Below are 11,850 nucleotides of genomic sequence, written 5' to 3'. Positions count from 1 at the left end.
TCTCGTCATCGAGGCGCACCTCGACCGTGGTCGCGGTCCCGTCGCAACGGTTCTCGTGCACCGTGGAACGCTCAAGGTGGGCGACTCGATCGTCGCCGGTCCGGCGTTCGGCCGCGTACGCGCTCTGCTCGACGAGCACGGCGAGAACATCGAAGAAGCCACACCGTCGCGTCCTGCGCTGGTGCTCGGTCTGACCGCGGTGCCGGGTGCAGGTGACAACTTCATGGTTGTCGCTGATGACCGTCTCGCACGTCAGATCGCCGAGAAGCGCGAAGCGCGTGAGCGCAACGCCCTCCTGGCTCAGCGCAGCGGTCGCCGTACGCTCGAGGACTTCATGTCCTCGCTCGAGAAGGGCGAGACCGACGAGCTGCTCCTCATCCTCAAGGGTGACGGTTCAGGTTCGGTCGAGGCTCTCGAGGATGCGCTCGCACAGATCGACGTCGGCGAAGGTGTCGCACTTCGTGTCATCGACCGTGGCGTCGGTGCGATCACGGAGACCAACGTCATGCTGGCCGCCGCGTCCAACGCCGTCATCATCGGCTTCAACGTCCGCCCGCAGGGCAAGGCGACGGAGCTGGCTGACCGCGAAGGCGTCGAGATCCGCTACTACTCGATCATCTACAACGCGATCGAGGAGATTGAGGCATCGCTCAAGGGCCTGCTCAAGCCGGAGTTCGAAGAGGCGCAGCTCGGTACTGCCGAGATCCGCGACATCTTCCGCTCCAGCAAGATCGGCAACATTGCCGGTTGCATGGTCACGGGCGGCGTCATCAAGCGCAATGCCAAGGCACGTCTCCTGCGAGACAGCGCCGTCATCACCGAGAACCTCGATCTCGGCAGCCTTCGTCGTGAGAAGGATGACGTGTCCGAAGTCCGCGAAGGCTTCGAGTGCGGCATCGTCCTCAAGGGCTACAACGACATCAAGGTCGGCGACGTCATCGAGACCTACGAAATGCGTGAAAAGGTCCGGGCCTAGTCGTGGCCGGTCCTCGCAATGCGAAAGTCGGTGACCGGATCAAGGTGGTCGTCGCACAGATGCTGGAGCGTCGGGTCAAAGACCCGCGCCTCGGCTTCGTGACGATCACCGACGTCCGGATGACCGGCGACGGCCAGCAGGCGTCGGTGTTCTACACCGTCATGGGTGACGAGACGGCCCGGGCTGAGACCGCGGCGGCGCTCAAAAGCGCCACAGGTCTCATCCGGTCCGAAGTCGGCAAGCAGCTCGGCACCCGGATCACGCCGTCGATCAACTTCTACCTCGACGCGGTCCCTGAGACGGCCAAGGAGATCGAAGACCTGCTCGCCAAGGCCAAGGCTGCCGACGACGCTGTCGCCGCGCAGTCGACCGGGGCGACCTATGCCGGCGACGCGGACCCGTACAAGAAGCCGCACGTGGACGAGGCCGACTCCGAGTGATGGAGTCAGGTCTTGTCATCGTCGACAAGCCAACAGGGTGGACCTCGCATGACGTGGTCGGCCGTATGCGTCGCCTTGCGGGCACCCGCAAGGTGGGACACAGCGGCACGCTCGACCCGATGGCGACCGGCGTATTGGTGCTCGGCATCAACCGGGCAACCCGTCTGCTCGGCCATCTGACGCTTGCGGACAAGGAATACCTCGCCACGATCCGGCTCGGTCAGTCCACCGTGACAGACGATGCCGAAGGCGATGTTGTCGAGACGACGTCGGCCGCGCATCTGGACGAAGACGCCGTGCGCGCTGCGCTGCCACCCTTGACCGGCGACATCGAACAGGTCCCGTCCTCCGTCTCGGCGATCAAGGTCGACGGAGTTCGCTCCTACGCCCGCGTACGTTCAGGCGAGGAAGTCGCCCTCAAGCCGCGGCCCGTCACTGTCTCGGTCTTCGAGGTCATCGGATCGCGGCATGAAGGAGAGTCTTTCGACGTCGATGTGCGCGTCGTGTGCTCCAGCGGCACCTACATTCGCGCACTGGCCCGCGATCTCGGCTCGACGCTTGGTGTCGGTGGACACCTCACGACGCTGCGTCGTACGCGCGTCGGCGGCTTCGCGATCGATCGCGCCGGCACGCTCGAAGAGCTCGAGAGGGAGCTCACGGTCGTACCTCTCGACGACGTGGCGCGCGCGAGCTTCACGACGTTCGAGCTCACGGAAGAGCAGGCGACCGATGTGACCTTCGGGCGCGCTCTGTCGGGCGTGGATCTCGGTGCAACAGGGCCAGTCGCAGTGTTCGCACCGTCGGGGACGTTCCTGGCGTTGTACGAGCAGCATGGCTCTGACGCCAAAGCCATCGCGGTCTTCGTCTAAGGTTTCGATCCATGAGACTCCGGCCATTGGCCCGCACGATCCTTCGCCGCGGGTTCCTGGCCATGATCACGCTTCAGTTCCTCACCATCGGAACGCTGATGATCGTGACCAAGGTCCGCAAGGTCATTCGTGGGCGCGCTGCGACGCCGTTCCCGGTCACCCCGCCGCGTCCCATTCCAATCGGTGATCACGGGACCGCAACCGCGTTCACCTATGGCGCTGACCTCTACGAGGACATGCTCGCCGCGATCGACGCTGCGCAGGACCGCATTCTCTTCGAGACGTACATCATCAAGGGCGATGCGATGGGGGAGCGCTTCAAGCAGGCTCTGACCCGTGCGGCTGACCGCGGCGTCGATGTCTATGTCGTCTACGACGCCTTCGCCAACCTCGTCGTGCGGCCCAGCTTCTTGAGATTTCCGCCACCGATTCAGGTGCTGCGTTATCCGATCTATTCGGCGGGCTGGAAGTTCTTCAACTTTCGCAGCTACGGCCGCGACCACCGCAAGATACTTGTCGTCGACAAGAGTGTTGGCTACGTCGGCGGGTTCAATGTCGGTGACCTGTACGCCACCGAGTGGCGCGACACTCACGTCAAGATCGTCGGGCCTTCGGTGTGGGATCTCGACAACGCCTTTGTCGATTTCTGGAACCTGCGCGAAGACCTGGCGGCGCCTCCGCTCGAACAGCTGGGGGAGGCGAGCTGGGAGCCGCAGGTCCGCGCTCATCGCAATGTGCCACGCCAGCTGATGTTCCCGATTCGAGGGATGTACCTCGAGGCCATCGACCGGGCCAAGGACCGCATCTACATCACGGCTGCCTATTTCATCCCCGACCGCGACATCCTGCAGGGACTGATCGAGGCCGCCGGGCGGGGTGTCGACGTACGCATCCTGATGCCCGAGGTCTCCAACCATGCCGCGACCGACGTGCTGTCGCGTGGGTTCTACGGCTCGCTGCTGCGCGGCGGCGTACGCATCCTGCTCTACCAGGAGTGGATGGTGCACGCGAAGACCGCGACGATCGACGGTCGCTGGACGACCATCGGCACCGCCAACATCGACCGACTCAGCCTCACCGGCAACTACGAGATCAACATGGAGTTCCTCGACGCTGGCCTCGCTGCTGAGATGGAGACGATCTTCGAGAACGACTCCTCGATCGCCCGCGAGCTGAGCCTCGAAGAGTGGGAGTCCAGGCCGTGGGTCGCTAAGGCGTGCGAACTGATTGTGCGGCCGCTGCGACCCCTGCTGTAGGAGCCGTCGGCCGCATCGTCGATGAGAATGCTCTCATCGACGTCTCACGCCGACCTCATGTCCTGACGACATTCTCAACTCATCCGCACAAACGAATGAGGAGATCATCATGGACAAGTTTGTACGCACCGGAATTGTGACGCTCGCCGGCACCGTCGCGCTCGGTACGGCGGGGCTCGCCATTGCCAGTGCCAACGACAACGACGCGCCCGTAAAGCGCGAGGACACCTCGGTTCCTTGGATGCAGGACACCGACGACAACGATGACCTGACGCCAGATGACGACACGGCAACGGGCGCTTCCACTCCGAGCCGCGCGTCGGTGAGGTCGGTTGCGTCGGCTCCGTCAAAGGTGTCGGCGAGGTCAGCTGCTTCGGCTCCGTCGAAGGTCTCGGCCCGCTCGGTCGCTTCGGCTTCCTCGAAGGCTTCGGCACAGTCGGCTGCATCGGCCCCGTCGAACGACTCAGCGTCCAGCGGCAACTCCAACTGATGTCAGACAGTTGGGGACTGGCCGGGGGCGACCTGATCGCCCCCGGCCTCACAGCGGTCAAAGCGATCGGAGGCGGCACAGGGTATGAAGCCTGGATTGCCTTCGATGAGCGACTGCATGCACCCGTCGTGGTCAAGGTGGTTCGCCCGAGTCAGGTTGACGACGAGGGTGCACACGGCGGGCTGATTCGTGAGATCGAGATGCTGCAACGGCTGAATCACCCCGGAATTGTGCGAATGTTCGCGTACGACGTTGAGTACGTTCGGCCACATCTTGTGCTCGAGAACATCGATGGTCCGAACCTTTCATCGCTCATCGCATCAGAAGGACACCTCCAGCTGCACCAGCTGCTGCCGCTGGCGCTTGAGCTCAGTTCTGCGCTGCACTATCTGAGCGAGGAAGGTGTTTGCCACCTCGACATCAAGCCCAGCAACATCATCATGGGGGCCCCGGCCAAGCTAATCGACCTGAGCCTGGCGATACCGAGCAAGGACGCGGCTGATCTGGTCCATCCACTCGGGACTGACGAGTACATGCCGCCAGAACAGTGCAAGCCGGGTGAGCTCGGACAGGTCGGCCACGCAAGCGACATGTGGTCGTTTGGTGCCACGATGTTCAGAGCGGCCGCCGGCTATCGCGCATGGGAACGCGATCCGAGGTGGCGCCAGTTGACTGACGACCCGTACCCGCTTCCGGAGTTCGTCCCAGCTCCCTTGGCCGATCTGATTCGCGATTGCCTTGCGCACGACCCTGCGTCAAGGCCACTGCCCCACGAAGTCGCCGCACGACTCGAACCGATGATGGAGCTGTTGCCGAAGGCGCGGTTGTCCGGCTTCTCGATCAAGCTTTGACTCGGCGCTATTCAACTCGGTAGCCAGCGCCACGAATCGTGACGACGAACTCGGCGCCCAGCTTCTTGCGAAGATAACCGACGTAGACGTCAACGATGTTTGATCCAGGATCAAAGTCGTAGCCCCACACTTGTGACAAGAGCTGCTCGCGCGACAAGACCAAGTCTCTGTTGCGCATGAGCACCTCTGCGAGCGCGAATTCTCTCGCCGAGAGCTCAATCTCGCGGTCGCCTGTGTATGCGCGCCGTTTACGCAGGTCGAGGGTCACGACCCCTACTCTCAGTTCGTCGTCAGGCGACGTGTCAGTCTGGGCCCTCAATCTGAGGCGCACACGCGCGAGCAGCTCTCCGAAGCGGAAGGGCTTGGACATGTAGTCAGCGGCGCCTCCTTCAAGGGCTGTCACGGTGTCGGTGACAGAGTCGCGCGCAGTCAGCACGATGATGGGCAGAGAGGGCCTCTCGATCGTCACTCGTTCGAGGATGCCGAACCCGTTCATGCCGGGCAGGCCGATGTCGAGCACCATGAGGTCAAACTCTCCGGTCAGTGCATAGTCCAGGCCAGTGATTCCGTCCGCCACGACGGTGGGGACGAACCCCTCTGCCCTGAGGCCCTTGGCGACGAAGGCGGCGATGCGTGGCTCGTCCTCGACAATGAGGATGCGGTTCATGTCGTGACTCCCGCGCCAAGTCGGATCCGAATGGTGGTGCCGACCGGGGTGTCGTCCAGCTCGGCGACGCCTCCGTGCGCAGCGGCGATTGCGTTGACGATCGAGAGGCCGAGCCCGAATCCCTCGTCGTCGCGTTCAGCCCGTGCGAACCGCTCGAAGAGATTTGAGCGCAAGTCTGGGTCGACTCCAGGCCCGGTATCACGTACCCAGAACTCAATACGACCTTCGTGGATGCGCGAACCGATCCCGATCTCTTGTCCGGGTTGTGTGTGCTTGGAGGCATTGTCGGCAAGCTGGAGCATCGCCTGGGTGATTCGCTGCCCATCGAGCGCGGCCGTCCCGCGTGCCACGCCATCGAGCAGCCACGAACGATCCGCCAGCGCCCGCGCTCGCTCCAGAACTCCGAAGGTCAGTGTCTCGACATCGGTCGGGTGGGGGTCGACAAAGTCGGGCCGGCGAGCCTTGGCGAGGATCAGCAGATCACCAACAAGGCGCGACATGCGATCAATCTCGTCCAGGAGCAGAAGGCGGGTAGCGGCGACATCCTCGGGGTCTGTTGCGTCGAGAACTTCCAGGTGACCTCGCAGGACGGTTAGGGGCGACCTCAACTCATGGCCGGCGTCGTCGAGCAGCTGGCGCTGGGTGACGAACGCAGACTCAAGCCGGTCAAGCATGTCGTTGAAGGTGCGCTGGAGGTCGGACAGATCGTCGTTTCCCGTGACCTCGAGTCGACCGCCTAAGTCGCCGTCCGTGATCCCGCGAGCAGTGTCCCGGAGTCGACGAACTGGGCTCAGTAGGCGACCAGCCAACCAAGATGCCAGCCCCGCGATGAGGATGACGGAGAGGGCACTGAGCAAGGCGTAGGTGACCATCAGTCCGCGTAGATCGCTGCGACTGGCGCTCACGTCATGCGAGATGACGAATGCCGAGATACTCGTCCCTTGCTTCACTGGCTGCACCGCAATCCGGTACGTGGTGCCGCCTAGCTCCAGGGTTTGAGTACCCCCAATCGGCTTGAGCTGGTCGACGAGATCGGCGAACTCCGTGGAGTTCTGCAAAACCGGGTTCTCCTCGCCTTGGTACGTCGTAACACCCGGATCGCGGAACGCGTGAAGCACCTCGTTCTCGTCAGGCAAGTTGCGCTCCAAGAACACTTCGAGGAGTCGATCGGCGGAAGCGAACCGCTTGCCTGTCTTCGGATCGATCCCATCCTTTTGGAATGTCCGGAACTCACCGATCTCTTGGGAGAGAGTTCGATCGACGTCCTGGTCGATCCGCTGAGCCTCCAACACATACAGCGTTACCCCCACAGTGATGAGCGTCAGAGTCGTCAGGAACGCGACCATGAAGGTGAGTCGTTGGCGCACTGAAAGCCGCGATATGGGTGGCAACATCGGATCACACATCAGTCGTCATCGTCAGCACCGTCATCGTCATCGTCGTCGTCAGCACCGTCATCGTCATCGTCATCGACATCGGGCAGAGCTGTCCGCGCGGGCTTGGGCGCAGGTCTGGGCTTGGTTGGCTGCGGCTCGTAAGTTGACTGAGTCGGCTTGGGGTTCGGGGTCGGCGTCATCACAATCGGGCCAATGTCCTGCGGCTCTGGATCGGGACCGGCAGAAACTCGGTCGACAATGGTCCACGCCAGAGCCAACGCAACGACTGCGAGGACAGCGGTTGAAAGGTGCCTCCTCGGGGTCATCCCTCCAGCGTGCCGTATGGAAACTGCGTGGTCGACGGGTAGGTGATGAGAGTGTTCTTAGGTTTGGGCGCCTATGTATCCACGATCAGGTCAGATGGGGCGGCCGTGACAATCGATTCTGGCTGGAACGACCATCATCATGACCGACTCAGCCTCGCTGGCCCTACGAAATCAAGATGGAGCTCCTCGACTCCGGACTCCACGCTCGAGTCGACGCCTCGACCGCTCGGTGGATGTCAGGTCGATCAATGCCGAACGACTTCTCGAACGCCTCGAGTGCCGTGACGTCGAACCGATCGGTACGGATGAATCCGAGACTTTCACGACTCGTCGGCACTGCGCGCCGAAGGCCTGGCACGGCGAGCGCAAACCGAAGGGCACCGATCGGGACATGGGCACGAACTCGTGGTCGTCCGGCCGTCACGGCGATGAGATTGATGAGTTCACCCAGGCTGGGAGACCGGTCGTCGAGTGCAAGAAGTTCGCGCCCGTGGGCGTGTGGATCCTCGATCGCACGCGTGATCACGGCGGTCAGATGATCGACCGTGACAAGCGGGAGCCAGTGGTGGCGCGACCCGGGTATGGCCGCCATGCGTCCCGACTTGACGGTGGCGATGAGGTCGTTCAGCGGCTGTCCTGCGGCGAGGTCACCTGTGATGCTGTGGCCGCACAAGGTTGCTGGATGGATCGCCTGCCAGGTCACGCCGAGCTCGGTTGCGAGACACACGGCGCGCGCATGGCTCTCGATCTTGCTCGCTTCGTAGACACCGGTCTTGGCTGAGATCGCGGCCCAGTCCACATCATCGGGCCGGGCGAGATCGATGCCGAGCTCGTCGAGGTGAGTCTGGTTGGTCAGCATGTACCCGCCGATGAGCACGAGCTGCGCATTGTGGCGAGCTGCGAGCCGTACGACATCGAGGCTGCCTTCGACGTTGGTCGCGCGAGCGACGTCGGGGTCGAGGTTCCACGCGAAGGATGCGCCGAGATGCACGATGACGTCGGGATCGACTGATTCTGTGAGCCCGAGTTCGGGCTGGGCGAGATCGCCGATCACGTAGCTCAATCGCTCGGGATCGCCACCACGTTCGGACACGAGGTCGGAAAGGGTGGCAGCTTGGGCGGGCCGGCGGATGAGGGCGATCACGTCGTGACCCGCAGAGGTCAAGACTGGAATGGTCCAGCTTCCGATGAAGCCTGTGGCTCCGGTCAACATGACTTTCATGGCATCTCCTACGTCGTCGTATGACGACGGTAAAGTGTCGACCATGGTCTACAGTCAAGTCCGCCCATGAAGGTCGGAGAAGTCGAGCAACGTACGGGTCTGAGTCGCCACTCGTTGCGCTTCTATGAGCGTCGCGGCGTCATCGCGTCGCCCGAACGTGGTGACAACAACTACCGCGACTACGACGAGTCAGTGATAGCCGAGCTCGAGTTCATCCAGAAGGCGCAGCCTCTCGGGTTCGGTCTGGCTGAGATTGCCACGATCCTCAGCCACATGCGTGACAGCTCGATCAATTGCCTCGACGGAATGGCGCTGGTCGACGCCAAGCTGGCCGATGTCGACCAGCGCATGCGGGAGCTGCATCTGGTGCGTCAAATGTTGACGAGCACGCGAGCCGAACTACAGATCAGCGCTGAGGCCCATGGCCTGACCGTCCCGGCGCAGAGCCCCAGGAACCCGTGACGGGCCGTATGGCAAAGTTTCCCCGTGATGATGTGGCGCGACACTGAGGGTGCAGCGACGAATCCGCGCACCTCGCCAGCCGCAGTCGCGATCGGCACGTTCGACGGTGTGCACCGCGGCCACCAGCATGTCCTGGACCGCACCCGCGAGCTCGCCGATGGCGCGCCCGTCGTGGCGGTCACGTTCGATCCGCACCCGATGGCCGTGGTGCGACCCGAGCGAGAGCCCCGCAAACTGACGACGCTGGAGCGTCGTGTGGAGCTGCTGCGCGAGCACGGCGCCGACGAGGTGCGTGTCCTCGCGTTCAGCGCGGAGATGTCGGGGTGGTCGCCCGCCGAGTTCGTCGAGCGCGTATTGGTGGACGAGCTGCACAGCAAAGTCGTGGTCGTCGGCGAGAAGTTCCGGTTCGGTCACAAGGCCGCGGGCGACGTGGCATTCCTCGGCACAGCGGGGGAGCAGCACGGATTCCGAGCCATCGGCCTCCCTCTGATCGGCGACGGCGAAGTGCTCTCGTCGACCCGTGTGCGCAAGCACATCGCCGCCGGCGAGCTCGTGGAGGCTGCCGAAGTTCTGGGACGCCCCCACGAGGTCAGCGGGGTCGTCGCACGTGGCGACCAGCGAGGACGCGAGCTCGGCTTTCCAACCGCCAACGTGCCTGTCGACGAGTCGTACGCGGTGCCGCCGGATGGCGTCTATGCAGGTTGGGTCGTCCCGGCAGGCAGCGAACGCCTGCCGGCGGCGATCTCGATCGGCACCAACCCCACGTTTGACGGCGTCGAGCGGCGGGTCGAGTCGTACGTGCTCGACCGCACTGACCTCGACCTGTATGACGAGCTGATCCGGGTCGAGCTGGTCGATCGACTACGCGGAATGGTCAAGTACGAAGGCATCGAACCGCTCATCGAACAAATGAACCAGGACGTCGTGGACGCTCGCACCCGGCTCGCGCCGTAACCCTGCCTACTTCGTGAGGTATGCCGCCAAGAACTTCGCCACGGCGCGCATACCCGCCGCGTTGGGGTGGAGTCCCATTCCAACGCCGTCGACAGTCTTTATGCCGGTGACCCAGGCTCTGTCGCCGTCGCAGGATTGGTGTCCGGCGCCTCGCTTTGCGAGGGAGACGAACTCGACGTCTGCTCGCTTGGCCGCCTTCTTGAATGTCCGCTCTATCGCAAGCAGTCCGGCACGGGCCGGGGCGACTCGTGCTGGATCAAGATCGGCCATGACACAGCCGCCATCCTGGGGGAAAATGGGCAGGTAGCCGACCAGCACAACTCGGGCCCTGGGCGCTTTCGCTTCGATGCGGTTGAGGGCGGATGCCAATCGCTTGGTGGTCCGTCTCAGGATCGCGTCCAGCTTGGTGTCAATGAACGCCGAGCAGCCCTCTGCGCCGTATTTCTCAAGCAAACAAAAAACGAGGATGCCAGTCCACGCCCCACCGTCGTTCGCGCCCATACTGACGGTCACCAGGTCGGTGTCAGGCGTGACAGCGTCGAGCATGGCACCGGGCACCTGGCTGGTAATCGGCCGCATTTTGGTGATGTCGTCGGTCCTGGCGGCGGTGCAGCTGACATCGCGCACCGAACTGATCTTCAGCTCTTCGGCCAGCAAGGCGGGGTAGTTCCTCTTGGAGCGCGCACACAACCCTGAGCCGGGGTCCACCGGGCGGATACCGGGCCCTGCAGTGTTCGAGTCGCCGATCGCGACGTACGAGCTGAACGCACCGTGCGGCTTCTCGACCCTCGGTGTCGGCCCACTGTCGGCGCAGGCGGCTGTGGACAGGAGTCCGGCTATCGCCAGCACAATGAGAAGTCGACGTGCCACGGCACGAGGTTACCGGTGCGCCGGGTCGAAGCTATCGCTTGAGGTGGTCCGCCACGGCCTTTGCCACGGCGCGCATGCCGGCCGAGTTGGGATGGAGCAGAGCACCATCACCCGGTACGTTCTTCAGGCCGGTGACCCACGCCTGGTCGCCGTCGCACGAGACGTGACCGTCGCTCGCGGTTGCCATTGACACGTATTCGACGTCAGAACGCTCGGCACCGGCTCTCATCGCTTCGTCCAGCGCTTCCCACACTGCTGCCGCTGATTCGATGCGCGTGTCCGTCAGCCCAGGGATGGCACAGCCGCCGGCGTCTGGAAACAGCCGGAGGTAGCCAACCATGACGATGCGGGCTTGCGGTGCCTTGTAGTGGATGTGTTCGAGGGTCGTCGCAATACGATCAGTGGTCCGCGCCAGAATCGGCTTCAGCTTGGTGTCGGCTAGGGAAGCGCATTCGCTGTCAGACGCGGAGGCGCCACCCAGGCACGCCACGAGCATCTTCGTGAACGTGCTTTCATCGTTGCCGCCGATGCTGATGGTGACCAGTTGTGTGTCGGCCGAAAGTGCATCGATCTGTGCAGCAATCGGCGTTCCGTTTGATGCAACCTTGGGGTAGAGCATGTCGGCCGAAGGTGAGCCGCTGCAGCTCACGTCTTTCAGATCTTTCGTGCCGAGTTCTTTGGCGAGCAGTGTCGGCCAATTGTTCGCGGAGCGGAAGCACAGCTCTCCCAGCGGGCTTGTGGGACTGATCCCAGGTCCGGCGACGGACGAATCGCCCATCGCGACGTACGAGTCGAATGGGTTGGTCGGCTTAGGGGACTGCCCGTCGCTCGAGCATGCGGCCGTCGCTAGGAGGGCTAGGGCGGCCAGAGCTACTCCGACAAGTCGAGCACGAGTCATGCCGCCGAGATTATCGGGCCACCCAAGCTCCTCCGTCGTACGGGGCAGATGGAGCTGGCCTCAGTTCCCAGACTGGATTCGCAGTTGGCGTACTCCCGCTGATACCCTGAATGTTGCCGTGTAACGGCCACGGATTGATAGTGCCCCGGTGGACAAGCCCGAGCGCGCCGTGCAACGAAACCCTCAGAGGAGA

14 protein-coding genes are annotated in these 11,850 nt (G+C 63.4%); 8 read left to right on the top strand and 6 right to left on the bottom strand.

Going from position 1 to position 11,850, the window contains the following annotated elements:
- The 6 genes from V6M39_RS00345 to V6M39_RS00320 all read left to right on the top strand — a co-directional run.
- Positions 1-976, top strand: a 976-nt coding sequence (locus V6M39_RS00345; RefSeq protein WP_332641675.1) for a translation initiation factor IF-2, incomplete at its 5' end; no start/stop codon positions are given.
- A gap of 2 nt (positions 977-978) precedes the next feature.
- Positions 979-1,416 (top strand): 30S ribosome-binding factor RbfA, encoded by a 438-nt coding sequence (gene rbfA, locus V6M39_RS00340; protein WP_332641674.1) that lies wholly within the window; start codon positions 979-981, stop codon positions 1,414-1,416.
- Positions 1,416-2,285: a tRNA pseudouridine(55) synthase TruB gene (truB, locus tag V6M39_RS00335; protein WP_332641673.1), complete on the top strand. Its 870-nt coding sequence runs from the start codon at positions 1,416-1,418 to the stop codon at positions 2,283-2,285. The genes rbfA and truB overlap by 1 nt, the downstream gene beginning before the upstream one ends.
- A gap of 11 nt (positions 2,286-2,296) precedes the next feature.
- Complete coding sequence (locus tag V6M39_RS00330) at positions 2,297-3,541, top strand: phospholipase D-like domain-containing protein (RefSeq protein ID WP_332641672.1); 1,245 nt, start codon at positions 2,297-2,299, stop codon at positions 3,539-3,541.
- Between the two features lie 109 nt (positions 3,542-3,650).
- Complete coding sequence (locus tag V6M39_RS00325; RefSeq protein ID WP_332641671.1) at positions 3,651-4,031, top strand: hypothetical protein; 381 nt, start codon at positions 3,651-3,653, stop codon at positions 4,029-4,031.
- The gene (locus V6M39_RS00320) at positions 4,031-4,882 is read left to right on the top strand and encodes a serine/threonine-protein kinase (RefSeq protein ID WP_332641670.1); all 852 of its coding nucleotides are present in this window, start codon (positions 4,031-4,033) and stop codon (positions 4,880-4,882) included. Before V6M39_RS00325 ends, V6M39_RS00320 begins: the two co-directional genes overlap by 1 nt.
- A 7-nt stretch (positions 4,883-4,889) precedes the next feature.
- Here V6M39_RS00320 and V6M39_RS00315 read toward each other — a convergent pair whose 3' ends face one another.
- The 4 genes from V6M39_RS00315 to V6M39_RS00300 form a co-directional block, all read right to left on the bottom strand.
- Positions 4,890-5,549 (bottom strand): response regulator transcription factor, encoded by a 660-nt coding sequence (locus tag V6M39_RS00315; protein ID WP_332641669.1) that lies wholly within the window; start codon positions 5,547-5,549, stop codon positions 4,890-4,892.
- Positions 5,546-6,895, bottom strand: coding sequence for a sensor histidine kinase (locus tag V6M39_RS00310; RefSeq protein ID WP_332641668.1), 1,350 nt, complete (start codon positions 6,893-6,895; stop codon positions 5,546-5,548). Before V6M39_RS00310 ends, V6M39_RS00315 begins: the two co-directional genes overlap by 4 nt.
- A gap of 59 nt (positions 6,896-6,954) precedes the next feature.
- Positions 6,955-7,251, bottom strand: coding sequence for a hypothetical protein (locus V6M39_RS00305; RefSeq protein WP_332641667.1), 297 nt, complete (start codon positions 7,249-7,251; stop codon positions 6,955-6,957).
- A 163-nt stretch (positions 7,252-7,414) separates the two neighbouring features.
- A complete protein-coding gene (locus V6M39_RS00300; protein ID WP_332641666.1) occupies positions 7,415-8,518 on the bottom strand; it encodes an SDR family oxidoreductase in 1,104 nt (367 codons plus the stop codon).
- Positions 8,519-8,539: 21 nt separating this feature from the next.
- Here V6M39_RS00300 and V6M39_RS00295 point away from each other — a divergent pair, with 21 nt between their 5' ends.
- Together V6M39_RS00295 and V6M39_RS00290 are read left to right on the top strand one after the other, a co-directional pair.
- Positions 8,540-8,935 (top strand): MerR family transcriptional regulator, encoded by a 396-nt coding sequence (locus tag V6M39_RS00295; protein ID WP_332641665.1) that lies wholly within the window; start codon positions 8,540-8,542, stop codon positions 8,933-8,935.
- A gap of 27 nt (positions 8,936-8,962) precedes the next feature.
- Positions 8,963-9,889 carry a bifunctional riboflavin kinase/FAD synthetase gene (locus V6M39_RS00290; protein ID WP_332641676.1) on the top strand — a complete coding sequence of 309 codons (927 nt, stop codon included), beginning with the start codon at positions 8,963-8,965 and terminating at the stop codon, positions 9,887-9,889.
- Between the two features lie 6 nt (positions 9,890-9,895).
- Here V6M39_RS00290 and V6M39_RS00285 read toward each other — a convergent pair whose 3' ends face one another.
- Together V6M39_RS00285 and V6M39_RS00280 are read right to left on the bottom strand one after the other, a co-directional pair.
- On the bottom strand, positions 9,896-10,759 hold the full coding sequence (locus V6M39_RS00285; RefSeq protein ID WP_332641663.1) for an SGNH/GDSL hydrolase family protein: 864 nt from the start codon (positions 10,757-10,759) through the stop codon (positions 9,896-9,898).
- 31 nt (positions 10,760-10,790) lie between these two features.
- On the bottom strand, positions 10,791-11,657 hold the full coding sequence (locus V6M39_RS00280) for an SGNH/GDSL hydrolase family protein (RefSeq protein WP_332641661.1): 867 nt from the start codon (positions 11,655-11,657) through the stop codon (positions 10,791-10,793).
- Positions 11,658-11,850 lie beyond the last annotated feature (193 nt).

Origin of the sequence: Aeromicrobium sp. (assembly GCF_036675695.1) — a bacterium.
Taxonomy (GTDB): domain Bacteria; phylum Actinomycetota; class Actinomycetes; order Propionibacteriales; family Nocardioidaceae; genus Aeromicrobium.
This window is presented reverse-complemented; position numbering and strand designations above follow the sequence as displayed.